Raw genomic sequence first — 21,515 nt, forward strand, 5'->3', positions numbered from 1 at the left:
CTGATGTTACAACCAAAGCGTACTAAATTCCGTAAAGTACAAAAAGGTCGCAATCGTGGGCTAGCAGTTAGCACCGACGTTGATTTCGGTACTTACGGGCTTAAAGCAGTTGGCCGTGGTCGTTTGACTGCTCGCCAAATTGAAGCAGCACGTCGTGCAATGACTCGTGCAGTTAAGCGTCAAGGTAAAATCTGGATTCGTGTATTCCCTGATAAACCAATTACTGAAAAACCACTTGAAGTGCGTATGGGTAAAGGTAAGGGTAACGTTGAATACTGGGTTGCACAGATTCAACCAGGTAAAGTCCTTTATGAAATGGACGGTGTGCCGGAAGAAGTTGCTCGTGAAGCATTTGCGTTGGCAGCTGCAAAACTGCCAATCAAAACCACCTTTGTGATTAAAACGGTGATGTAAATGAAAGCAAAAGAGCTACGCGAAAAAAGCGTTGAAGAGTTGAATACTGAACTTCTTAATTTATTACGTGAGCAATTTAACTTACGTATGCAATTAGCTGGTGGTCAGTTAAATCAAACTCATATGATTAAACAAGTGCGTCGTAATATTGCACGTGTTAAAACGTTATTAACTGAAAAGGCGGGTGCGTAATATGACTACTGATGTAAAAATTCGTACTCAGCAAGGTCGTGTTATTAGTGACAAAATGGACAAGTCTATTACTGTTGCTATTGAACGTAAAGTGAAGCATCCGTTATATGGTAAATTCATTAAACGCACGACAAAATTGCATGTACATGATGAAAATAATGAGTGTGGTATTGGTGATACTGTTGAAATTAAAGAGTGTCGTCCATTATCTAAGACTAAGTCTTGGACACTTGTTCGTATCGTCGAAAAAGCAGTTATTTAATTTTATTCGATTAAAAACTGTACTTAATAAAATAAACGGCTATTTCTAGCCGTTTATTTTATGCTATTCATTTTATTTGAGTAGTGATATACTATGCGTCCTCTCTAATGTGAGGGCTTTTGGTTGTCTATTCTTATCCATGGTAGTTGAGGTGGATGAAGGTAGATTAGACAATAATTTAATTATACGGAGCATTAAAATGATCCAAGAACAGACTAGGCTTGATGTCGCTGATAATTCTGGCGCACGTAGCGTAATGTGTATCAAGGTTCTCGGTGGATCGCACCGCCGTTATGCAGCAGTAGGTGATATCATTAAAGTTACCATCAAAGAAGCAATTCCTCGTGGTAAAGTTAAAAAAGGTGATGTCCTTAAAGCTGTGGTTGTGCGCACTAGAAAAGGTGTTCGTCGTCCTGATGGATCTGTCATTCGTTTTGATCGTAATGCTTGTGTTATTTTAAATAATAACAGTGAGCAACCGATCGGTACGCGTATTTTTGGACCGGTCACTCGTGAACTTCGTTCTGAGAAGTTTATGAAGATCATTTCATTAGCACCAGAAGTACTGTAAGGAGCGGATAATGGCAGCGAAGATTCGTCGAGAAGATGAAATTATCGTGTTAACTGGAAAAGATAAAGGTAAACGCGGTAAAGTAAAAAATGTTTTGTCTACTGGTAAAGTGATTGTTGAAGGTATTAATTTGGTTAAAAAACACCAAAAACCAGTGCCTCAATTAAATCAAGAAGGTGGGATTGTTGAACAAGAAGCACCAATTAATGTGTCTAATGTCGCAATTTACAATGTAGCTACTGGCAAAGCAGATCGCGTAGGCTTTCGTTTTGAAGACGGCAAGAAAGTCCGTTTTTATAAGTCTACTAATGAATTAATTAATTAAGTAATTTGGAGTGTACGATGGCGAAACTGCATGATTACTACAAAGCACAGGTAGTAAATAAACTGCAAGAACAGTTTGGCTACAAATCTGTCATGCAAGTCCCTCGGATCGAGAAGATCACCTTGAATATGGGTGTGGGTGAGGCAATTACTGATAAGAAATTATTAGATAATGCTGTTGCTGATTTAGCAGCAATTAGTGGTCAAAAACCACTTGTCACCAAAGCACGCAAATCAGTTGCTGGTTTTAAAATCCGTCAAGGGTATCCTATTGGTTGTAAAGTGACTTTACGTGGCGAACGTATGTGGGAATTTTTTGAACGCTTAGTTTATATTACTCTTCCTCGTACTCGAGATTTTCGTGGTTTAAGCGCAAAATCTTTTGACGGTCGTGGTAACTATAGTATGGGTGTTCGTGAACAAATCGTTTTCCCTGAAATCGATTATGATAAAGTTGATCGTGTACGTGGTTTAGATATTACTATCACAACTTCTGCACAGTCAGACGATGAAGGCCGAGCTTTATTATCTGCCTTTAACTTCCCATTTCGTAAGTAAGGTAGGGCATAATGGCTAAACAATCAATGATTGAACGCGATAAGAAACGCGTTAAGCTAGCAGATAAGTATTTTGCTAAGCGTCAAGAATTAAAAGCGATTATCTCTGATCTTAATGCATCAGATGAAGATCGTTGGAATGCAGTGCTTAAATTGCAAACGCTTCCTCGTGATTCTAGTCCATCACGTCAACGTCGTCGTTGTCGTCAAACTGGTCGTCCTCATGGCGTCCTTCGTAAGTTTGGTTTAAGTCGTATTAAGGTTCGTGAATCAGCCATGCGTGGTGAAATTCCTGGTCTTAAGAAGGCAAGTTGGTAATCATGGGAGTGTTATAGATGAGCATGCAAGATCCTATTGCAGATATGTTGACTCGTATTCGTAACGGTCAATCTGCGAATAAAGTTGCGGTCACCATGCCTTCTTCTAAGCTGAAAGTGGCAATTGCCAATGTGCTGAAAGATGAAGGATATATTGGAGACTATAAAATTATTGGTGACACTAAGCCTGAATTGGAAATTACTTTAAAATATTTCCATGGCAAGGCTGTAGTAGAAAGTATTAAACGTGTAAGTCGTCCGGGTTTACGTATTTATAAACGTAAAGATGAATTACCGAAAGTAATGGCAGGATTAGGTATTGCTGTTATTTCTACTTCAAAAGGTGTTATGACTGATCGTGCAGCACGCCAAGCAGGTCTTGGTGGTGAAATTATCTGCTACGTAGCGTAAGGGAGAAAAAAATGTCTCGTGTTGCAAAAGCACATGTCGTTATTCCTGCTGGCGTAGAGGTGAAAATCGATGGTCAGGTAATTACGATTAAAAGTAAAAATAGTGAGTTATCTCGCACAATTAACAATGCAGTTATTCTTAATCATGAAGAAAATCAAATTAAATTTGCACCTCGTGATGGTTTTGCAGATGGTTGGGCACAAGCTGGTACAGCACGTGCATTGATTAATTCAATGGTTATTGGTGTTACTGAAGGTTTTACTAAAAAACTTCAGTTAGTTGGTGTTGGTTATCGTGCACAACTTAAAGGTGATTCTATTGGTTTATCCCTTGGATATTCTCATCCAATTGAACATAAATTACCGGCTGGTGTTGTCGCTGAATGTCCTACTCAAACTGAAATCATCCTAAAAAGTGCTGATAAACAGTTAATTGGACAGGTCGCAGCCGATATCCGTGCTTATCGTCGTCCGGAACCTTATAAAGGTAAAGGTGTTCGTTACGCAGATGAAGTTGTGCGTACTAAAGAAGCTAAGAAAAAGTAAGGTAACACTATGGATAAGAAATCAGCTCGTATCCGTCGTGCAACTAAAGCGCGTCATAAGATGCATGAACTACTTGCAACACGCTTAGTTGTTCATCGTACTCCACGACATATTTATGCGCAAATTATCGCACCAAACGGATCAGAAGTACTGGCAGCTGCTTCTACTTTAGAAAAAGCTATCAGTGAAAGTTTAAAATATACCGGAAACATTGATGCAGCGACTGCGGTTGGTAAAGCCATTGCAGAACGTGCATTAGCAAAAGACATCAAAGTTGTTTCATTTGATCGTTCAGGTTTCCAATATCATGGTCGAGTCCAGGCGCTAGCAGATGCTGCTCGCGAAGCTGGCCTACAGTTCTAAGGTAGGAGTTAAAGATGTCAAACATCGAAAAACAAGCTGGTGAACTGCAGGAAAAACTAATCGCAGTTAACCGTGTTTCTAAAACCGTAAAAGGTGGACGTATTTTTAGTTTTTCTGCACTAACAGTGGTTGGTGACGGTAATGGCCGCGTCGGTTTTGGATATGGTAAAGCACGTGAAGTGCCAGCCGCAATTCAAAAGGCAATGGAAAAAGCACGCCGTAATATGATTAATGTTGCATTAAATAATGATACTTTACAGCATCCTGTCAAAGGCGCTCATACTGGATCCCGTGTTTATATGCAACCTGCATCAGAAGGTACAGGTATTATTGCCGGTGGTGCGATGCGTGCTGTTTTAGAAGTTGCAGGCGTACGTAACGTTCTTGCTAAAGCTTATGGTTCAACAAACCCAATTAATGTTGTTCGTGCGACGATTGATGGTTTGGAAAACATGAAATCACCAGAAATGGTTGCAGCTAAGCGTGGCAAAACCGTCGAAGATATTTTGGGGTAAATAGCCATGGCAAAGACAATCAAAATTACACAAACTCGTAGTTCAATTGGACGTCTACCAAAGCATAAAGCTACTTTAGTCGGACTAGGATTACGTCGTATTGGTCATACCGTTGAACGTGAGGATACTCCTGCGATTCGTGGTATGGTAAATCAAGTTTATTACATGGTTAAAGTTGAGGAGTAATAGTAATGCATTTAAATACTTTATCTCCTGCTGAAGGCTCAAAGCATGCACCGAAACGTCTAGGTCGAGGTATCGGTTCTGGATTAGGTAAAACCGGTACGCGTGGTGTTAAAGGTCAAAAATCTCGTTCAGGTGGCGGCGTACGTCGTGGCTTTGAAGGTGGTCAAATGCCTTTATATCGTCGTTTACCAAAGTTTGGTTTTACTTCTCGTAAAGCTTTAGTTACAGCTGAAGTTCGTCTTTCTGATTTAATGAAAGTCGAAGGTGAAATTATTGATCTAAACAGTTTGAAAGTTGCAAATGTGCTTAATGCACAAATTGAATTTGCTAAAATTATGTTATCAGGTGAAATTACTAAACCTGTAACAGTTCGCGGTATTCGTGTAACTAAAGGTGCTAGAACTGCAATTGAAGCTGCTGGTGGAAAAATCGAGGAATAATTAGAAAGATGGCAAAGCAACCAGGATTAGATTTTAAAAATACAAACGGTGGTAGCGGAGAACTTAGACGACGTTTACTTTATGTGCTTTTTGCATTAATTGTATTTCGTTTAGGTTCGTATATTCCTGTCCCCGGTATTGATACTAAGGCGTTATCGGACACACTTTCACAAAACTTTAATGGCATTGTGAGTATGTTCAATATGTTCTCTGGTGGTGCTTTAAGCCGTGCTTCAATTTTTGCTTTAGGGATAATGCCTTATATTTCGGCATCTATTATTGTGCAGTTATTATCAGCTATTCATCCTAAATTAGCTGAATTGAAGAAAGAAGGTGAATCTGGTCGTAAAAAAATAAGTCAATATACTCGTTATGGTACATTGGCTTTAGCGATTGTTCAGGCTGTTGGTTCCGCTGTTGCCGTTCCTAATTTACCGGGATTTGGACATGTCGTAATTAATCCAGGTTTTTCTTTTTATTTTGTTGCATCGATAGGCTTAGTTACAGGTACTATGTTTCTTATGTGGTTAGGTGAACAAATCACTGAACGTGGTGTTGGTAATGGTATTTCTATTATTATCTTCGCTGGTATCGTGGCTGGTTTACCTCATGCTATATATGAAACAATTGAACAAGCTCGTTCAGGTTCATTACACCCGATTTTATTACTAGTTGTTGTTGTTTTGGTAATTGCGATTACTTACTTCGTTGTTTTTGTTGAACGTGGTCAACGACGTATTGTTGTTAATTATGCTCAACGTCAACAAGGAAGACGAGTTTATGCAGCTCAAAGTTCGCATTTACCATTAAAAATAAATATGGCCGGGGTTATTCCTGCAATATTTGCTTCTACAATAATTATGTTACCATCTATGATGGCATCATGGTTTGAAGGTAATGGTGAAGGTTGGAGACATGTATTTGTTTTAATAAGACAGTATTTTTCTCCTGAACAACCTTTATACATAATTTTTTATGCAGCGGCAATTATATTTTTCTGCTTCTTCTATACGGCCTTAGTTTTTAACCCGAGAGAAACGGCAGATCAATTAAAAAAATCAGGTGCTTTTATTCCAGCTATTCGTCCTGGTGAGCAAACAGCAAAATATATTGATAAAGTGATGTCTCGTTTAACCTTAGCAGGTGCTTTATATATTACATTTGTATGCTTAGTTCCAATGTTTATTACAAGTGAAATGAAGATTCCTGTTCAGTTTGGCGGTACATCATTATTGATTGTTGTTGTTGTTATCATGGACTTTATGGCGCAAGTGCAGACTCTTATGATGCCAAATCGTTATGAGTCAATGTTAAAGAAAGCAAATCTTAAAGGCTACGGTCGATAAGTTTGCTCGGAAGTTACGGAGAAAAACATGAAAGTTCGTGCTTCAGTCAAGAGATTATGCAGAAATTGTAAAATCATTAAACGTAATGGTATCGTTCGTGTTATTTGCGTTGAAGGTAAACATAAACAACGTCAAGGTTAATACTTGAGTTGTGCTTTTGCATATTTTACTTGCCAAAGTATAGTAAAGCTGGCTAAAATAGCCAGCCTAAATTTTTTGTAATTCCTCTGTTTGAGTATCCTGAAAACGGGCTTTTCAGCATAGAGGAATTTACTAAACTTTAATAATAAAAGGAGTGCATAGTGGCCCGTATAGCAGGCATTAACATTCCTGATCAACAACATACTGTTATTGCATTACAAGCAATTTACGGAATTGGTAATACACGCGCTAAGACAATTTGTGCTGAAGCGGGTATTCCTGAACATGTTAAGATCAGAGAACTATCTGAAGATCAGATTGAAACGTTACGTGAACAAGTCGCGAAATTCACTGTTGAAGGTGATTTACGTCGAGAAGTAACGATGAGTATCAAGCGTTTATTGGACCTTGGTTGTTATCGTGGTATGCGTCATCGTCGTGGACTTCCTGTCCGTGGTCAACGCACTAAGACTAACGCTCGTACCCGTAAGGGACCGCGTAAACCAATCAAGAAATAATTGAGGTGATAATAAATGGCAAAGACACCTGTTCGTACACGTAAACGTGTAAAAAAACAAGTTTCTGATGGTATAGCTCATATTCATGCATCATTTAACAATACAATCGTAACTATTACCGATCGTCAAGGTAATGCGTTGGGTTGGGCAACCGCTGGTGGTTCTGGTTTCCGTGGATCGCGTAAGTCTACACCTTTTGCTGCTCAAGTTGCAGCTGAACGTTGTGCAGAAGCCGTTAAAGATTACGGAATCAAGAATCTGGAAGTTATGGTAAAAGGACCTGGTCCTGGTCGTGAGTCAACAATTCGTGCTTTAAATGCTGCGGGTTATCGCATCACTAATATTACTGATGTAACTCCGATTCCTCATAACGGTTGTCGTCCACCAAAGAAACGTCGTGTTTAATTTTAAACATTACGTATTTTAGGATTATTGGAGAAATAAAATGGCAAGATATTTGGGACCTAAGCTCAAATTAAGTCGTCGTGAAGGAACTGATTTATTCCTTAAATCGGGTGTTCGCGCGATTGATAGTAAATGTAAGTTAGAGCAAGCTCCTGGACAACATGGTGCGCGTAAACCGCGTTTATCCGATTATGGTGTTCAGTTACGCGAAAAACAAAAAGTTCGCCGTATTTATGGAATTTTAGAACGTCAGTTCCGTAATTACTATAAAGACGCTGCTCGTATTAAAGGTAATACAGGTGAAAACCTTCTTGGTCTTTTAGAACGACGCTTAGATAATGTTGTTTATCGTATGGGATTTGGCGCTACCCGCGCAGAAGCTCGTCAATTAGTAAGTCATAAAGCTGTATTAGTTAATGGCCGAGTTGTCAATATTGCATCATACCGAGTTTCTGCTGATGATGTAATAAGTGTTCGTGAAAAATCTAAAAAACAAGCACGTATTAAAGCGGCTTTAGAGTTAGCTGAACAACGTGAAAAACCAACTTGGTTAGAAGTTGATGCTAGTAAAATGGAAGGTGTATTTAAACGCTTACCTGAACGCTCAGATTTATCTGCTGACATCAACGAACATTTGATCGTCGAACTTTACTCTAAGTAAAGTTTAGCACTTAAGAGAGGACATAATGCAGGGTTCTGTAACAGAGTTTTTAAAACCTCACCTAGTTGATGTTGTTCAATATAGTCAAACTCATGCGAAAGTGACTTTAGAGCCACTTGAACGTGGTTTTGGTCATACTTTAGGTAATGCACTACGCCGCATTTTATTATCATCAATGCCGGGATGTGCTGTAACTGAAGTTGAGATTGACGGTGTTCTGCATGAGTATAGTACTAAAGAAGGCGTTCAAGAAGATGTACTTGATATTTTGCTTAATTTAAAAAAATTGGCTGTTCGAGTTCATGCAAAAGATGATGTGACATTAAGTTTAACTAAATCAGGAACGGGTTTAGTAACAGCCGCTGATATTATTCATGACGGTGATGTGGAAATTGTTAATCCTGATTTAGTTATTTGTCATCTTACAGATGCAAACGCTTCAATTAATATGCGTATTCGTGTACAACGAGGACGTGGTTATGTCCCTGCTTCTGCTCGCGTTAAGTCAGAAGATGAAGAGCGACCAATTGGTCGCCTATTAGTTGATGCATGTTATAGTCCTATTGAGCGCATTGCTTATTCAGTAGATGCTGCTCGTGTAGAACAACGTACCGATTTAGATAAATTAGTTATCGATATGGAAACCAATGGTACTATCGATCCAGAAGAATCTATTCGTCGCGCATCAACAATTTTGGCTGAACAACTTGAAGCTTTTGTTGACTTACGTGATGTATGTCAGCCTGAAGTGAAAGAAGATAAACCGGAATTTGATCCTATTCTTCTACGTCCAGTAGATGATTTAGAGTTAACAGTTCGGTCTGCTAATTGCTTAAAAGCAGAAGCAGTTCATTATATTGGTGATTTAGTACAACGTACTGAAGTTGAGTTACTTAAAACTCCTAATTTAGGTAAAAAATCGCTTACTGAAATTAAGGATGTACTCGCTACACGTGGTTTATCTCTTGGTATGCGCCTTGAGAATTGGCCGCCTGCAAGTATTGTTGAAGACTAAAATAAAATTTATATAAGAAGGATAAAGTTATGCGCCATCGTAAAAGTGGTCGTCAACTGAACCGTAATAGTAGCCACCGTCAAGCAATGTTTCGTAATATGACTAGTTCACTAGTTGAACATGAAATTATTAAAACTACATTGCCTAAAGCTAAAGAGTTGCGTCGCGTTGTTGAACCGTTAATTACACTTGCTAAAAGTGATAGCGTAGCTAATCGCCGTTTGGCTTTTGCTCGTCTTCGTGATAAAGAAACAGTAAAAAAATTATTTTCAGATTTAGGTCCACGTTTTGCTGCACGTCCTGGTGGATATGTGCGTATTTTAAAATGTGGTTTCCGTGCTGGAGATAATGCACCAATGGCTTACATTGAATTAGTTGATCGCCCAGTTACTGCTGAAGCAGCTGCTGAGTAATCATTAGTAGCAATAAAGAAACCGGTTTTAAGACCGGTTTTTTTATTGTTAGATTATTTTTATGTATTAGTGATATATAAAATTATTAATATAAAAATTTATATTATTTAGCTGACTTATTTTTATCGATCTGATTGGTATTAGATGAATAATTCTTTACATTTTTAATATATTAAAAATATTAGATCAATAATGAGGGGGAGGTGTTTCTTCGGATAAGCTAGCAATATTCGAAGTTTGTGTTATGTTAATTTTTTTTGATAGTAATGTTATTTGATCTTTTAATTTTGCTATATCAGATTGTAGTTTTATAACTATACTATTAAGTTCTTCAATGGTTATTTCTTGAAAAGCAAGTTTGGATTCTAGCAACTCTATACGTTCATTCATGTTAATCCTTAATTTAGTATTTACCGTAATTTAACTTGTGTTTATTGTATGTAATTCTTTTCTTTAAATCCATCCGCGTTCAGCAAAAGAAACATATTCTCCTTTACCAATCACGAAATGGTCAAGAATTTTAATATCTAATAACTCACAAGCTTGACTAATTTTTTCTGTTAATACTCGATCCGCTCTACTCGGTTCAGATTTTCCTGATGGGTGATTATGAGCAAGAATTATTGATGCTGAATTTAAATCTAATGCTTTACGTACAATCTCTCTTGGATGGACTTCAACACAATTATATGTTCCTTGAAACATTTCTTCGCATGAAATCATTTGATTTTGAGTATTTAAAAATATCACCATAAAAACTTCTCTTTCTTTACTCATTAAACGACTTGAAATAAAACGCCGGGTTAATTTAGAGGAGGTAAGGGTATTTTCATTTGCCATTTTTATTTTTAGATAACGATAAGTAAGTTCAACGACCGCTTTTAATTGTGTATATTTAGCTGTTCCTAGCCCATGTTTTTGGCAAAATTCTTGATGTGAAGCGTTAATTAAATGATAGAAAGAGCCAAATTCATTTAATATTTTTTGGGATAATTCTAATACGGGCAATTTTGTTGTACCCGTTCTTAAAAATAAAGCTAATAGTTCAGCATCGTTTAATGACTCTACGCCAAATTTTAATAACTTTTCGCGGGGCATCATATTTTTGATGTTTGTTTTTTTTAAAAGCGACATGATTATTCCCTAATGTTAAAAATTGCATTATTAAAGAAAAAATAGAGGTGATCTAATAATGTATAATAAAAGTGTGTTCTATATCGCAAAAATTAATATTATATTGCGCTAAAAAGCTTCTTTCGTTATATAAAAGGATATAAAGGATAACAAAAACCAAAAAACACCAAGAATTGATATTTATCTAATTGTGCAGAACAATTTAAAGAAGAATTGGACAATTAACACTACTATTAATAGTTTTGGAATATAATTAATTTAGAAGAGGATAAAAAAGATTATTAAAAAACTTTCTCAAACCTATAATGATATAGGTTTGAGTTAATATGGTAGCTAATTGATGAATAAGCAATAAAATTAATGGCTACAACCACATCCGCCATGACCACCACAACAGCCATCGTCTTCTTCATCATTGTCATGATCGCCACAACCACAACTACTATGTTCATGATGATGTCCATGTTCACCATGAATATGACCGTGCGCTATTTCTTCTTCGGTTGCTTCACGAACACCAACAACTTCAACATTAAATTGAAGATCTTGTCCTGCTAGCATATGATTACCATCAACGGTAACATTATCACCATCTATAGCTGTGATTTCGACTGGGATTTGTCCATGATCAGTATCAGCAAAAAAACGCATGCCTACTTCAAGATCATCAACACCAACGAATACGTCGCGCGGAACATTTTGGACTAATTGATCGTTATAATCACCATAAGCATTGGCAATTTCGATATCAAATTTGTCACCAACTTGATGACCTTCTAGTGCTTTTTCAAGTTCTTGTAATAAAGAGCCTGCACCATGCAGATATTCTAATGGGGCAACAACCGTTGCTTCATCAACAAGATTGCCATCTTTAGTTTTTACTCGATAGGCTAAGCTTACGACACTATTTTTAGTAATTTTCATTTTATCCTCCAACAGACTGAATTCTCTCATAATGTTATGAGAGAATTTGGCTTAAACTTAATATTATTTAAGTTCTAATTCGTTCATTGCAGCAATACTAAATCCGCCATCAACGTGGATAACTTCACCAGTAATACCTGCAGCTAAATTAGAGCATAAAAATGCAGCTGGATTACCTACGTCTTCAATAGTTACTGTTCGACGAATTGGTGTCACTGCTTCACAATGGGAAAGCATTTTTCTAAAGTCTTTAATACCAGAGGCAGCAAGAGTGCGGATTGGACCTGCAGAAATTGCATTGACACGTACTCCTTCAGGACCCATTGCATTAGCCATATAACGAACATTTGCTTCAAGAGATGCTTTAGCAAGACCCATAACGTTATAATTTGGAATAGCGCGTTCAGCACCTAAGTAAGACAATGTTAATAAAGCAGAATCTTTATTTAACATTGAACGGCATGCTTTTGCCATTGCAACAAAGCTATATGAGCTAATATCATGCGCAATAGCAAATCCTTCACGAGTGACAGCATTAACATAATCACCATCTAATTGATCGCCAGGAGCAAAACCTATTGCGTGTACAAAACCATCAAATTTATCCCATGTTTTGGCAAGTTCAGTAAATAACTCTGCTATACTTTCATCATGAGCAACATCACAAGGTAAAACAATTTTAGATCCAAACTCTGCCGCAAACTCTTCAACACGTCCTTTTAATTTTTCAGTTTGATATGTGAAAGCAAGTTCAGCTCCTTCACGATGCATTGACTGTGCAATACCATAAGCAATCGAACGATTACTTGCCACACCCGTAACGAGTATACGTTTGCCTGTTAAAAATCCCATAAATTATTCCTCTACTGTTTTTTTACTCTATGATCTAAAAAGGTAACGATTATATGTTGATAAAATTAAATACGCTACCATAAATTTATATTATAAATAATGAAAATTATTAAAAAAATAATACATCAATATTTAATTTTGATACGCTTAATAAACTATTAAATTATTATCAATTAATGATCTTCTTTTGCATGATTTAAGCTATATCGAGGTATTTCTACTTCTAGATCTTCATGCGTTACCCTTGCTTGACAACTTAATCGGCTATGAGGCTCAACCCCCCAAGCTTTATCTAGCATATCATCTTCAAGTTCATCACTTTCAGCAAGCGAACTGAATCCTTTTCGTACAATGCAATGGCAAGTTGAACAAGCACAAGACATTTCGCAAGCATGTTCTATTTCAATATTATTACGTAATGCTGCATCTAAAATCGTTTCACCTTCAAAGGCTTCGACCGTTTTGCCTTCAGGGCAAATATCTGCATTAGGTAAAAAAGTAATTTTTGGCATAATAAATAATCACCTTGAATAATTAAAGTTCATCGATACGCTGTCCTTTTAAAGCTTGTTTGATTGATTTATCCATCCTTCTCGCCGCAAATTCTTGAGTTAGATTATCTAAAGCTTTAATTTCAGTTTCAATAGCATGGCTATTTAACGTATGAATGGTGTTTTCTAATTTTTGTTTTGCATTTAAAATAGTATTAAGTTCTGATGATGTTAGCAAATCAGCATCTTTATCAAGGGCTGTTTGTAAACTTTCAAGGACTCTTTTTGCCTCGACTTTTTGTTCTGCAAGCATTCTGGCTTGTTTATCTTGCTCTGCAAATTGAAGGGAATCTGTAATCATACGCGCAATTTCATCATCCGTTAAGCCATAGGATGGTTTTACTTGTATGGTAGATTCAATCCCTGTCGATTTTTCGAGCGCTGTAACATTTAATAAGCCATCAGCATCCACTTGAAAAATAACACGAATATGTGCTGCTCCAGCGGGCATTGGCGGAATTCCATGTAAAACAAAGCGAGCCAGTGATCGGCAATCATTAACAGATTCACGTTCACCTTGCAATACATGAATCATCATAGCAGTTTGTCCATCTTTAAATGTAGTAAATTCCTGAGCACGTGCACAAGGTATTGTACTATTACGAGGGATGATTTTTTCAACCAGCTCACCCATTGTCTCAATACCTAAAGATAAAGGAATGACATCAAGTAGTAGCATGTCAGAGTCGACTTTGTTTCCAACTAAAATATCTGCTTGAATTGCAGCTCCAATAGCCACGACTTTATCGGGATCGATTGAAGTTAATGGTTTTGTATTAAAGTAATCGCCTACTAACTCTCTCACATAAGGAATACGCGTTGAACCACCTACCATAACGACTTCTTCTACTTCACCACTTTCAATTTGCGCGTCTTTTAACGCGCGATGACAAATTTTTAAAGTTTGTTTAATTAGTTTTGTTATCAGTTGATTAAATTGCTCTCGAGTGATAGTAAGTGATAAATCTCCTAATTTAAACGTCGCTTCATTTTGTTCACTTAAACTTATTTTAATTGCAATGGCTTGGCTTTTTATTTCTTGATTAAGATAAGGATCTTGGATGTTAGTAAGTTCTAACTTGTCTTTAATGTAATCGGCTAATAATAAATCAAAATCATCACCGCCTAATGCCGAATCACCATTTGTTGCAAGGACTTCAAATACACCTTTATGAAGACGCAAAATGGATATATCAAAAGTTCCACCACCTAAATCATAAATGGCGATAACACCTTCTTTGCCCGAGTCCAAACCATAGGCAATTGCTGCTGCAGTAGGTTCATTTAGTAATCTTAACACAGGTAAGCCTGCTAATTTAGCCGCATCTTTGGTTGCTTGGCGCTGTGCATCATCAAAATAAGCAGGAACTGTAATAACAACACCATCAAGATCTCCATCTAAAGTGTCGACTGCACGTTTAGCTAAATTTTTAAGAATATCTGCTGAAACTTCTATCGGATTGACTTGTTTATTCGGTAAATTTAGAAGCGGAACGCCATTTTCGCTTTCAGTAAAAACATAAGGAAATTGAGATACATTCACCTTTGAAAGAGTTCGACCCATAAGCCGTTTAATCGAGCTTACTGTGTTTTGGGGATCTTTTGCAGAATTTTGTTTTGCCTTTTGACCGACAGTGATGACAAGATCATTATTAAGATTTTTACCATAATGTACAACCGAAGGTAAAAGAGCTTGACCATCATGATCGGTTAATGTTTCGGCTTTACCACTACGAATTGTGGCAACTAAAGAATTTGTTGTTCCTAAATCAATTCCAATTGCCCGTCGACGTTGATGGGGCTCGGGTGTTTGCCCTGGTTCACTAATTTGTAATAAAACCATTTATTTTATCTCTAATCAAAAATTTGCTTATTATAAAACATCTAGATTGTCTTGTAACTTTTCAATATGTTCAATTAATCGAGAAAGATAACGGATCTTATAAACTAGTGTGATCGAAGCTGGCCAATTTTGTTGTTGGATGTTTTCTAATAATCGTTGATAGATATTTTTTTTCTGTTGATTAATATCGCGATGAAAAGCATCTAATAATGTGGTATTTGCTTGATTTTCAATTTCATCAAGCCTTTCGCGCAAAGTAAATTGTTCCATCAAGAAATCAGGATCGTGTATTGTTTGTGGTTCTTGATTAATATCAAAACCTTTTAATAATAAAAAATATTCGGCAGCAGTAATAGGGTTTTTGAGTATTTGATATCCTTGATTAATGTTAGCCGATATTTGCATATTAGTGATTTTATTTTTATCAGAAGCGGTCGCAAAATTATCAGGATGGTATTGCTTTTGTAACTGTTGATATTGATTTGTCAATGTCGCTATATCAATAGGTAAAGACAAAGGTAATTGAAACAATTCAAAATAATTATCCATTATATTTGCTCCGATTAGACATTAAAACTTTCACCACAACCGCATTCATTATGCGCATTAGGATTGTTAAACTTAAAACCTTCGTTCAACCCTTCTTTTACAAAATCTAATTCAGTCCCATCAATGTAAACTAAACTTTTTTTATCAACGATGATTTTAACGTTTTTATCTTCAAAAATTGTATCATCATCATTGATATTATCAGCAAATTCTAAAATATATGCCATACCAGAACAGCCAGATGTTTTGACCCCTAATCTAAGACCAACCCCTTTGCCTCGATTTGTCAAAAAAGATTGCACGCGGTTTGCAGCATTATTGGTTAGGGTAATTGTCATTAACTTTGTCCTTTTTTGTTTTTATAGTTGTCAATGGCTGCTTTAATGGCATCTTCAGCAAGAATTGAACAGTGAATTTTTACTGGTGGTAAAGCAAGTTCTTCGGCAATGTCAGTATTTTTTATCGCTTGTGCTTCATCAAGTGATTTACCTTTAATCCACTCAGTGACTAATGAGCTTGATGCTATTGCACTACCACAACCATAAGTTTTAAATTTAGCATCTTCAATAATACCGTTATCATTAACTTTGATTTGTAAACGCATGACATCACCACAAGCCGGAGCACCCACCATACCGCTTCCTACATTGGGATCATTTTGATCAAATGAACCTACATTACGAGGATTTTCATAATGATCGACAACTTTTTCACTATAAGCCATAATTTACTCCTATTATTAATGGGCTGACCATTTGATTTGGCTCAAATCAACACCATCTTTAAACATTTCCCAAAGCGGTGATAAATCTCTTAATTTACCGATAGATTCTTTAACAAGTTTAATGACATAATCAATTTCTTCTTCAGTCGTAAAACGACCGATAGAAAAGCGAATTGAGCTGTGAGCAAGTTCATCGTTTAAACCTAAAGCACGTAGTACATATGATGGCTCTAGACTTGCCGATGTACATGCTGAGCCCGATGATACAGCTAAATCTTTTAAGGCCATCATTAATGATTCACCTTCAATATAAGCAAAACTTACATTTAAAATATTAGGTACACCATGTTCTAAAGAACCATTTAAATAAACTTCTTCAATGTCTTTTAAGCCATTCCATAAACGATTTTTTAATTTAGCAAGCCGAGCCATTTCAGTAGGCATTTCTTGTTTAGCTATATGATAGGCTTCACCCATACCAACGATTTGATGAACAGGTAATGTACCCGAACGCATACCTCTTTCGTGTCCGCCGCCATGCATTTGTGCTTCAATACGTGTCCGCGGTTTACGCCTTACATATAAGCCACCGATTCCTTTTGGACCATAAATTTTATGCCCAGAAAAAGACATTAAATCTACTTTTAATTGAGAAAGATCAATCGGTAATTTACCAACACTTTGTGTTGCATCTACATGAAATACAATACCTTTTTCGCGACATATTTCGCCAATCTTCTCAATATCTTGGATGACGCCAATTTCGTTATTGACATGCATAATAGAAATAACGGTAGTATCGGGGCGAATAGCTGCAACTAATTTATTAATGTCAATAAGACCATCTGATTCAGGTGATAAATAAGTAACTTCAAAACCTTCACGTTCTAATTGCCGGCAGGTATCAAGAACGGCTTTATGCTCAGTTTTACTGGTAATAATATGTTTACCTTTAGCTTTATTAAAATGAGCTGCACCTTTAATAGCAAGGTTATCAGCTTCAGTTGCACCAGATGTAAAAACAATTTCTCGAGAATCGGCACCAATAAGATCGGCAATTTGGTTACGAGCAATATCGACAGCTTCTTCAGCTTGCCAACCAAATCGATGTGAACGAGAAGCTGGATTACCAAAAATACCTTCAGGTGTGAGAAATTGCATCATTTTTTCTGCAACTCTAGGATCGACAGGTGTTGTCGCTGAATAATCCATATAAATAGGTAATTTCATTTGTTACTCCCAATTGAGTTTTTGGATTTTATTTTTTTATTTAATTGATTTGGACATGCGGAATAATATTTTGACGGATAGCAACAGCTCTAACATCTTTATTATTAACCAGTTCATTTAAAGTAATGTTCGCTAAAAAATCATTAATTCGATCACTAAGATCGTTCCAAAGTGAGTGAGTTAAGCATTTGATACCACCTTGACATCCTTCTTCACCATGACATTTTGTGGCGTTAATGGATTCATCGACAGCTTTAATAATTGCGCTGATAGCAATTTCATCCATATTACGGCTTAAAACATAACCACCGCCAGGACCACGAACACTAGCTACTAGTCCATTTTTACGTAAGCGAGAAAATAACTGTTCTAGATAAGAGAGTGAGATTTCTTGTCGATCTGAAATTTCAGCTAAAGAAACTGGACCGAATTTAGAATTTAAAGCTATATCCAACATCGCAGTTACCGCATATCTTCCTTTAGAGGTTAACTTCATTATTTTTTATCTCCTTTATAATGAGGAGTATTGTATATATCCTTCAATTTTAGTCAAGTATTTAGTTGACTAAATTAGTCGGATTTAATGCATTAATTCATCATCGACGAATAATAATCAATTGTGCTACTCTATTAAAGTCATATTTTTACAAGGCGATTTTTGTTAACTTATCTTACCATTCGTACTGGTATTAATTATATTTTATCTAATAAATATAGGGAATAAATCGATGCAATTAGTATTACGTTGCTTTTTTATTATCATGTTAATGATGGCAAATAGTGCATTTGCGACAGATTCATTAGCAGATTTAAGACAAAAGTATCAAAAGTGGACTAATACGTATCAAACATTAAATAGTGAACAGCAAAAAAGTCTTTTGATGAGTTTAGACTCTTATCCATTATATCCTTATGTTGCAATGCAATATTTTCAACAAAATATTAATATTATTTCGGCTGATGATTTGATAAATTTTTTGCAAAAATATCCGGACTTTCCTTATAAACCCTCTTTAATACAAGCCTATTTGACAGAATTAACACGCCGTGAAGATTGGCAAGGAATTATAAATTTTCCTCGAGATAATTCGCTCATAACAACTTGTCGTTATTATTATGCTTTATTGAAAAATGGCGATCATAAAATTGCATGGGCTAAAATGGAATCATTATGGAAAACAGGGAATGAATTACCCTCGGCTTGTGATCCCCTTATAGATGCATGGGTTAATGCTGGATTGCGTAGCCCAAATAGTATTTTATTTAGAATTGGCTTAGCCATTGAGGCAAATAATTTAAAATTTGCAAATTATTTAACCAATTTATTGCCTGATGATTATAAAACGGTAAAAGCAAATTTATTACTCGTTATTAATGATCCTCGTAATATTGCTAATTTTTCTGAACAAATTACGCCAAGCCATTTTACTAAACAAGTTATTATTGGTTTGTTTTCCCGCTTAGCTAGATTAGACAAAGACAGGGCATTTTCTGTCATTTCTATACTTACTCAACAACAAAAATTATCAAAATCAGAAGTACTTTTATTGCAAAAAAAACTTGCTAATAACTTATTTAACGATTCTGTAACAAAAACAGAAAGCCAATGGCGAGACGAAATTATTATTAAAAGCCAAGATACACCTTTGATTGAAAAACGGATAAGACTCGCGATTAATCAAAAGAATTATGCTGAAATTGAATATTGGATAAATAAATTACCTTTAGAGGGTAAAGATAAAGATGATTGGCAATATTGGCAAGCGCGTGTTTTTATTAATAAAAATCAAAAAAGTAAGGCTGAACCAATTTTAAAAAAATTAGTAAATAATCGCGGTTTTTATGCCATGGTGAGTGCTCAAACATTGAATATTCGTTATCAGGTAATTGATCAGACAGAAATACTAACGCAAGCACAATTAAATCAGCTTTTAAATCAATATGCATTAAATCCAATTATTAAGCGAATTGAAGAATTACGTTATATGGATATGCTGTCTGAATCAATGACAGAATGGAAAAAATTACTGAATAATCAAAATATTGAATTCAAGTCTACAAATCAAGATGATAAAGAACAACGTTATACAGAGCTGGCTCAAGTTGCTTATCATAAAAATTGGGGTGATTTAAGCATTCAAGCAACTATTGCAGGTAAATTATGGGATGATTGGAGATTACGTTTACCGATTATGTATGAAGATCTTTATCAAAAATTTTTAAAAGGGAAAGAAATTTCGTTTGCATTTGTTTTAGCTATTTCGCGTCAAGAAAGTGCATTTGATACCAATGTACAATCGCCCGTTGGTGCAAGTGGTCTTATGCAAATAATGCCTGCAACAGCGAAGAGTGTTGCCAGTAAAATAGAAGATATAAATTATTCTTCATCTACACAGCTTTTTATTCCTAGCATTAATATTGAATTAGGTACTTTTTATCTAAATAATGCTTATTTACAAAATAATAATAACCGAATATTAGCTGCAGCTGCATATAATGCAGGTCCTAACAGAATTAAACAATGGTTAGAACAGAGCAAAGGTACATTAGATGCAATTGAATTTATTGAAAGCATCCCATTTAACGAAACACGAAATTATGTTAAAAATGTTTTGATTTATGATTATGTTTATAGAACTTTGTTGAAACAAAAAGTTATTGCTATTTTGCACGAGAATGAAATCACAAGGGAATATTAAAACGATATCGCTCCACATCAATTAACAACATAAATAATGGTAATGAATATGAATTCTAATGATTGGCAAGAAACGGTTGATATTTTACATCAAGCTTTTAATGATGGATTTGCCCTTGATATTTTAAAACTACTCATGACAACTGATGAACGTGATGCATTAGCCACACGCGTCAAAATAGTACGTTTATTATTAGAAGGTACAATTAATCAACGGCAATTAAGAGAACAACTTGGAACAGGTATAGCAACAGTAACTCGAGGATCAAATAGCCTGAAAGAAGTTAGCCCTAACTTTAAACATTGGTTAGAAAATACCCTTTTAAGAAAAGCTTAATTATAATCGTTTTTTTAACAGCAATATAAATGTTTTAATAAAATATCAGTTAAATCACATCATATTTCGTCAAGCAGTTTACGTAATTTTCAGATATTTTTATTATAAGAGTGGGTATTATGAGATCATGCTTTCGTTATTCATTATAGGTATACAATAATCACATTCCATTAATTGAACGTTTATAATGGATTCAGCCGTTATTTCTTCTCGATTATGATGAATTTCAATAACGCATCCTGAGCGCAATTTTATGTTTAAAGCAGGCAGCGCGGCTAAGTAAACTTGCGAAATAAATTCACCAAAATTATCAGGATGACCAATATATTTAAAACATAAATAAAGACCGCCGCCATTCTCATAAGGTTCAATATTATCAAGACCATTATTATGTTCTAAAGCGATGGTATAAAATAATTCTTGTTCATCCGCATTGGCTTTATTTTTTTTTATCTGGTTAAATGCATAAATTTTATCAGGTAAAACAGTGTCTTTATAAGAATAACGAGAAAAATAATGAGTAAATATTTCTGCACGTAATAAGTTTTTTTCATCTAATAATTTTCGTAAATCGTAATTATTTTTATAAGTAATTCCCCAATAACGTTGAGCTGGCATATTGACAAAATAAGGTTCAGGTAAAGAAAAATGTGTTTTATTTAATTCAATAGCAGGTGTTAAACCGGTTGGATCCCAATATTCACTCCGTCTATAGTTAGCAGGTGTAATATTAAAGTGTTTTTTAAATGAGCGTGTAAATGTTTGTTGAGAATCAAATCGGTATTGCGTTGCGATTTCTAAAATTGGTTTACTGGTTAATCTTAAAGAAAGCGCAGCATAAGTTAAACGCCGGTAACGGATATAGGAGCCTAAAATTTGTCCAGTTACTTCCTTAAACATCCGCTGTAAATGCCATTTAGAATAACCTGATCTTTGTGCTACATGATCAATTGAAAGAGGCTGCTCAAGGCTTTTTTCAATCCAAGCAATAAGATCTTCAATGATACTGATTTGATTCATAAAACTCTATAATCCCTTTTATTGAGGCATAGCGTCCTATTATTCTTAGTCAGAATA

The 21,515-nt window shown here is 35.6% G+C and carries 34 protein-coding genes; 22 read left to right on the plus strand and 12 right to left on the minus strand.

Features of this window, described 5'->3' with window-relative positions; translation table 11 throughout:
- Positions 1–3: 3 nt before the first annotated feature.
- From rplP to rplQ, 20 genes are all read left to right on the plus strand, one after another.
- Positions 4–414 (plus strand): 50S ribosomal protein L16, encoded by a 411-nt coding sequence (rplP, locus tag ACSYSW_RS01815; RefSeq protein ID WP_491704974.1) that lies wholly within the window; start codon positions 4–6, stop codon positions 412–414.
- Positions 415–606 (plus strand): 50S ribosomal protein L29, encoded by a 192-nt coding sequence (gene rpmC / locus ACSYSW_RS01820; protein WP_491704973.1) that lies wholly within the window; start codon positions 415–417, stop codon positions 604–606. It begins immediately after the preceding gene.
- A gap of 1 nt (position 607) precedes the next feature.
- On the plus strand, positions 608–868 hold the full coding sequence (gene rpsQ / locus ACSYSW_RS01825; RefSeq protein ID WP_491704972.1) for a 30S ribosomal protein S17: 261 nt from the start codon (positions 608–610) through the stop codon (positions 866–868).
- Between the two features lie 199 nt (positions 869–1,067).
- A complete protein-coding gene (gene rplN / locus ACSYSW_RS01830; protein WP_025314392.1) occupies positions 1,068–1,439 on the plus strand; it encodes a 50S ribosomal protein L14 in 372 nt (123 codons plus the stop codon).
- 10 nt (positions 1,440–1,449) lie between these two features.
- Positions 1,450–1,764 (plus strand): 50S ribosomal protein L24, encoded by a 315-nt coding sequence (gene rplX, locus ACSYSW_RS01835; protein ID WP_491704971.1) that lies wholly within the window; start codon positions 1,450–1,452, stop codon positions 1,762–1,764.
- Between the two features lie 17 nt (positions 1,765–1,781).
- Complete coding sequence (rplE, locus tag ACSYSW_RS01840) at positions 1,782–2,321, plus strand: 50S ribosomal protein L5 (protein WP_491704970.1); 540 nt, start codon at positions 1,782–1,784, stop codon at positions 2,319–2,321.
- Positions 2,322–2,332: 11 nt separating this feature from the next.
- Entirely contained in the window at positions 2,333–2,638 is a 306-nt protein-coding gene (rpsN, locus tag ACSYSW_RS01845; RefSeq protein ID WP_491704969.1) for a 30S ribosomal protein S14, read from the plus strand.
- 17 nt (positions 2,639–2,655) lie between these two features.
- Positions 2,656–3,048, plus strand: a complete 393-nt coding sequence (gene rpsH / locus ACSYSW_RS01850; protein ID WP_491704968.1) for a 30S ribosomal protein S8 — start codon at positions 2,656–2,658, stop codon at positions 3,046–3,048.
- Between the two features lie 11 nt (positions 3,049–3,059).
- Positions 3,060–3,593: a 50S ribosomal protein L6 gene (gene rplF / locus ACSYSW_RS01855; RefSeq protein ID WP_491704967.1), complete on the plus strand. Its 534-nt coding sequence runs from the start codon at positions 3,060–3,062 to the stop codon at positions 3,591–3,593.
- A 9-nt stretch (positions 3,594–3,602) separates the two neighbouring features.
- Positions 3,603–3,956 carry a 50S ribosomal protein L18 gene (rplR, locus tag ACSYSW_RS01860; protein ID WP_491704966.1) on the plus strand — a complete coding sequence of 118 codons (354 nt, stop codon included), beginning with the start codon at positions 3,603–3,605 and terminating at the stop codon, positions 3,954–3,956.
- 14 nt (positions 3,957–3,970) lie between these two features.
- Positions 3,971–4,471 (plus strand): 30S ribosomal protein S5, encoded by a 501-nt coding sequence (gene rpsE, locus ACSYSW_RS01865; protein ID WP_121145077.1) that lies wholly within the window; start codon positions 3,971–3,973, stop codon positions 4,469–4,471.
- A gap of 6 nt (positions 4,472–4,477) precedes the next feature.
- Positions 4,478–4,657, plus strand: a complete 180-nt coding sequence (gene rpmD / locus ACSYSW_RS01870) for a 50S ribosomal protein L30 (RefSeq protein WP_025314400.1) — start codon at positions 4,478–4,480, stop codon at positions 4,655–4,657.
- 5 nt (positions 4,658–4,662) lie between these two features.
- Entirely contained in the window at positions 4,663–5,097 is a 435-nt protein-coding gene (gene rplO, locus ACSYSW_RS01875; protein ID WP_491704965.1) for a 50S ribosomal protein L15, read from the plus strand.
- 8 nt (positions 5,098–5,105) lie between these two features.
- Entirely contained in the window at positions 5,106–6,443 is a 1,338-nt protein-coding gene (gene secY / locus ACSYSW_RS01880; protein ID WP_491704964.1) for a preprotein translocase subunit SecY, read from the plus strand.
- A 27-nt stretch (positions 6,444–6,470) separates the two neighbouring features.
- Positions 6,471–6,584 (plus strand): 50S ribosomal protein L36, encoded by a 114-nt coding sequence (gene rpmJ / locus ACSYSW_RS01885; RefSeq protein WP_187754264.1) that lies wholly within the window; start codon positions 6,471–6,473, stop codon positions 6,582–6,584.
- Positions 6,585–6,745: 161 nt separating this feature from the next.
- Positions 6,746–7,102, plus strand: coding sequence for a 30S ribosomal protein S13 (gene rpsM / locus ACSYSW_RS01890; RefSeq protein WP_491704963.1), 357 nt, complete (start codon positions 6,746–6,748; stop codon positions 7,100–7,102).
- A 15-nt stretch (positions 7,103–7,117) separates the two neighbouring features.
- Entirely contained in the window at positions 7,118–7,507 is a 390-nt protein-coding gene (rpsK, locus tag ACSYSW_RS01895; RefSeq protein WP_025314405.1) for a 30S ribosomal protein S11, read from the plus strand.
- Positions 7,508–7,547: 40 nt separating this feature from the next.
- Positions 7,548–8,168: a 30S ribosomal protein S4 gene (gene rpsD, locus ACSYSW_RS01900; RefSeq protein ID WP_491704962.1), complete on the plus strand. Its 621-nt coding sequence runs from the start codon at positions 7,548–7,550 to the stop codon at positions 8,166–8,168.
- 25 nt (positions 8,169–8,193) lie between these two features.
- Entirely contained in the window at positions 8,194–9,183 is a 990-nt protein-coding gene (locus tag ACSYSW_RS01905) for a DNA-directed RNA polymerase subunit alpha (protein WP_491704961.1), read from the plus strand.
- A gap of 29 nt (positions 9,184–9,212) precedes the next feature.
- Positions 9,213–9,596, plus strand: coding sequence for a 50S ribosomal protein L17 (gene rplQ, locus ACSYSW_RS01910; RefSeq protein WP_491704960.1), 384 nt, complete (start codon positions 9,213–9,215; stop codon positions 9,594–9,596).
- A gap of 186 nt (positions 9,597–9,782) precedes the next feature.
- Here rplQ and ACSYSW_RS01915 read toward each other — a convergent pair whose 3' ends face one another.
- The 11 genes from ACSYSW_RS01915 to iscR form a co-directional block, all read right to left on the minus strand.
- A complete protein-coding gene (locus ACSYSW_RS01915) occupies positions 9,783–9,986 on the minus strand; it encodes a SlyX family protein (RefSeq protein WP_491704959.1) in 204 nt (67 codons plus the stop codon).
- Between the two features lie 63 nt (positions 9,987–10,049).
- The gene (gene radC, locus ACSYSW_RS01920; RefSeq protein WP_491704958.1) at positions 10,050–10,730 is read right to left on the minus strand and encodes a RadC family protein; all 681 of its coding nucleotides are present in this window, start codon (positions 10,728–10,730) and stop codon (positions 10,050–10,052) included.
- Positions 10,731–11,087: 357 nt separating this feature from the next.
- The gene (slyD, locus tag ACSYSW_RS01925) at positions 11,088–11,654 is read right to left on the minus strand and encodes a peptidylprolyl isomerase (RefSeq protein ID WP_491704957.1); all 567 of its coding nucleotides are present in this window, start codon (positions 11,652–11,654) and stop codon (positions 11,088–11,090) included.
- Positions 11,655–11,717: 63 nt separating this feature from the next.
- On the minus strand, positions 11,718–12,506 hold the full coding sequence (gene fabI, locus ACSYSW_RS01930; protein WP_491704956.1) for an enoyl-ACP reductase FabI: 789 nt from the start codon (positions 12,504–12,506) through the stop codon (positions 11,718–11,720).
- A gap of 173 nt (positions 12,507–12,679) precedes the next feature.
- A complete protein-coding gene (gene fdx / locus ACSYSW_RS01935) occupies positions 12,680–13,018 on the minus strand; it encodes an ISC system 2Fe-2S type ferredoxin (RefSeq protein ID WP_491704955.1) in 339 nt (112 codons plus the stop codon).
- A gap of 22 nt (positions 13,019–13,040) precedes the next feature.
- Positions 13,041–14,900 carry a Fe-S protein assembly chaperone HscA gene (gene hscA / locus ACSYSW_RS01940; RefSeq protein ID WP_491704954.1) on the minus strand — a complete coding sequence of 620 codons (1,860 nt, stop codon included), beginning with the start codon at positions 14,898–14,900 and terminating at the stop codon, positions 13,041–13,043.
- Positions 14,901–14,930: 30 nt separating this feature from the next.
- Positions 14,931–15,449 carry a Fe-S protein assembly co-chaperone HscB gene (hscB, locus tag ACSYSW_RS01945; protein ID WP_491704953.1) on the minus strand — a complete coding sequence of 173 codons (519 nt, stop codon included), beginning with the start codon at positions 15,447–15,449 and terminating at the stop codon, positions 14,931–14,933.
- Positions 15,450–15,463: 14 nt separating this feature from the next.
- Positions 15,464–15,787: an iron-sulfur cluster assembly protein IscA gene (iscA, locus tag ACSYSW_RS01950; protein ID WP_491704952.1), complete on the minus strand. Its 324-nt coding sequence runs from the start codon at positions 15,785–15,787 to the stop codon at positions 15,464–15,466.
- Complete coding sequence (gene iscU / locus ACSYSW_RS01955; protein ID WP_491704951.1) at positions 15,787–16,173, minus strand: Fe-S cluster assembly scaffold IscU; 387 nt, start codon at positions 16,171–16,173, stop codon at positions 15,787–15,789. Before iscU ends, iscA begins: the two co-directional genes overlap by 1 nt.
- A gap of 15 nt (positions 16,174–16,188) precedes the next feature.
- Positions 16,189–17,403, minus strand: a complete 1,215-nt coding sequence (locus ACSYSW_RS01960) for an IscS subfamily cysteine desulfurase (protein WP_491704950.1) — start codon at positions 17,401–17,403, stop codon at positions 16,189–16,191.
- Between the two features lie 40 nt (positions 17,404–17,443).
- Positions 17,444–17,899: a Fe-S cluster assembly transcriptional regulator IscR gene (iscR, locus tag ACSYSW_RS01965; protein ID WP_491704949.1), complete on the minus strand. Its 456-nt coding sequence runs from the start codon at positions 17,897–17,899 to the stop codon at positions 17,444–17,446.
- Between the two features lie 232 nt (positions 17,900–18,131).
- On the opposite strand from iscR, the gene sltY reads away from it, so the two are divergent.
- Both sltY and trpR read left to right on the plus strand, forming a co-directional pair.
- Positions 18,132–20,102: a murein transglycosylase gene (gene sltY, locus ACSYSW_RS01970; protein ID WP_491704948.1), complete on the plus strand. Its 1,971-nt coding sequence runs from the start codon at positions 18,132–18,134 to the stop codon at positions 20,100–20,102.
- 48 nt (positions 20,103–20,150) lie between these two features.
- Complete coding sequence (trpR, locus tag ACSYSW_RS01975; protein WP_491704947.1) at positions 20,151–20,438, plus strand: trp operon repressor; 288 nt, start codon at positions 20,151–20,153, stop codon at positions 20,436–20,438.
- A gap of 117 nt (positions 20,439–20,555) precedes the next feature.
- Here the strand turns inward: trpR and robA are convergent, their stop codons facing one another.
- Complete coding sequence (gene robA / locus ACSYSW_RS01980; RefSeq protein WP_491704946.1) at positions 20,556–21,458, minus strand: MDR efflux pump AcrAB transcriptional activator RobA; 903 nt, start codon at positions 21,456–21,458, stop codon at positions 20,556–20,558.
- Between the last annotated feature and the right edge of the window lie 57 nt (positions 21,459–21,515).

This window comes from Gilliamella sp. ESL1225, from assembly GCF_058502635.1.

Bases quoted from the DNA above. Each gene is read 5' to 3' on its own strand.
- rplP (WP_491704974.1), top strand. From the start codon at position 4: ATGTTACAACCAAAGCGTACTAAATTCCGTAAAGTACAAAAAGGTCGC.
- rpmC (WP_491704973.1), top strand. From the start codon at position 415: ATGAAAGCAAAAGAGCTACGCGAAAAAAGCGTTGAAGAGTTGAATACT.
- rpsQ (WP_491704972.1), top strand. From the start codon at position 608: ATGACTACTGATGTAAAAATTCGTACTCAGCAAGGTCGTGTTATTAGT.
- rplN (WP_025314392.1), top strand. From the start codon at position 1,068: ATGATCCAAGAACAGACTAGGCTTGATGTCGCTGATAATTCTGGCGCA.
- rplX (WP_491704971.1), top strand. From the start codon at position 1,450: ATGGCAGCGAAGATTCGTCGAGAAGATGAAATTATCGTGTTAACTGGA.
- rplE (WP_491704970.1), top strand. From the start codon at position 1,782: ATGGCGAAACTGCATGATTACTACAAAGCACAGGTAGTAAATAAACTG.
- rpsN (WP_491704969.1), top strand. From the start codon at position 2,333: ATGGCTAAACAATCAATGATTGAACGCGATAAGAAACGCGTTAAGCTA.
- rpsH (WP_491704968.1), top strand. From the start codon at position 2,656: ATGAGCATGCAAGATCCTATTGCAGATATGTTGACTCGTATTCGTAAC.
- rplF (WP_491704967.1), top strand. From the start codon at position 3,060: ATGTCTCGTGTTGCAAAAGCACATGTCGTTATTCCTGCTGGCGTAGAG.
- rplR (WP_491704966.1), top strand. From the start codon at position 3,603: ATGGATAAGAAATCAGCTCGTATCCGTCGTGCAACTAAAGCGCGTCAT.
- rpsE (WP_121145077.1), top strand. From the start codon at position 3,971: ATGTCAAACATCGAAAAACAAGCTGGTGAACTGCAGGAAAAACTAATC.
- rpmD (WP_025314400.1), top strand. From the start codon at position 4,478: ATGGCAAAGACAATCAAAATTACACAAACTCGTAGTTCAATTGGACGT.
- rplO (WP_491704965.1), top strand. From the start codon at position 4,663: ATGCATTTAAATACTTTATCTCCTGCTGAAGGCTCAAAGCATGCACCG.
- secY (WP_491704964.1), top strand. From the start codon at position 5,106: ATGGCAAAGCAACCAGGATTAGATTTTAAAAATACAAACGGTGGTAGC.
- rpmJ (WP_187754264.1), top strand. From the start codon at position 6,471: ATGAAAGTTCGTGCTTCAGTCAAGAGATTATGCAGAAATTGTAAAATC.
- rpsK (WP_025314405.1), top strand. From the start codon at position 7,118: ATGGCAAAGACACCTGTTCGTACACGTAAACGTGTAAAAAAACAAGTT.
- rpsD (WP_491704962.1), top strand. From the start codon at position 7,548: ATGGCAAGATATTTGGGACCTAAGCTCAAATTAAGTCGTCGTGAAGGA.
- ACSYSW_RS01905 (WP_491704961.1), top strand. From the start codon at position 8,194: ATGCAGGGTTCTGTAACAGAGTTTTTAAAACCTCACCTAGTTGATGTT.
- rplQ (WP_491704960.1), top strand. From the start codon at position 9,213: ATGCGCCATCGTAAAAGTGGTCGTCAACTGAACCGTAATAGTAGCCAC.
- ACSYSW_RS01915 (WP_491704959.1), bottom strand. From the start codon at position 9,986: ATGAATGAACGTATAGAGTTGCTAGAATCCAAACTTGCTTTTCAAGAA.
- radC (WP_491704958.1), bottom strand. From the start codon at position 10,730: ATGTCGCTTTTAAAAAAAACAAACATCAAAAATATGATGCCCCGCGAA.
- slyD (WP_491704957.1), bottom strand. From the start codon at position 11,654: ATGAAAATTACTAAAAATAGTGTCGTAAGCTTAGCCTATCGAGTAAAA.
- fabI (WP_491704956.1), bottom strand. From the start codon at position 12,506: ATGGGATTTTTAACAGGCAAACGTATACTCGTTACGGGTGTGGCAAGT.
- fdx (WP_491704955.1), bottom strand. From the start codon at position 13,018: ATGCCAAAAATTACTTTTTTACCTAATGCAGATATTTGCCCTGAAGGC.
- hscA (WP_491704954.1), bottom strand. From the start codon at position 14,900: ATGGTTTTATTACAAATTAGTGAACCAGGGCAAACACCCGAGCCCCAT.
- hscB (WP_491704953.1), bottom strand. From the start codon at position 15,449: ATGGATAATTATTTTGAATTGTTTCAATTACCTTTGTCTTTACCTATT.
- iscA (WP_491704952.1), bottom strand. From the start codon at position 15,787: ATGACAATTACCCTAACCAATAATGCTGCAAACCGCGTGCAATCTTTT.
- iscU (WP_491704951.1), bottom strand. From the start codon at position 16,173: ATGGCTTATAGTGAAAAAGTTGTCGATCATTATGAAAATCCTCGTAAT.
- ACSYSW_RS01960 (WP_491704950.1), bottom strand. From the start codon at position 17,403: ATGAAATTACCTATTTATATGGATTATTCAGCGACAACACCTGTCGAT.
- iscR (WP_491704949.1), bottom strand. From the start codon at position 17,899: ATGAAGTTAACCTCTAAAGGAAGATATGCGGTAACTGCGATGTTGGAT.
- sltY (WP_491704948.1), top strand. From the start codon at position 18,132: ATGCAATTAGTATTACGTTGCTTTTTTATTATCATGTTAATGATGGCA.
- trpR (WP_491704947.1), top strand. From the start codon at position 20,151: ATGAATTCTAATGATTGGCAAGAAACGGTTGATATTTTACATCAAGCT.
- robA (WP_491704946.1), bottom strand. From the start codon at position 21,458: ATGAATCAAATCAGTATCATTGAAGATCTTATTGCTTGGATTGAAAAA.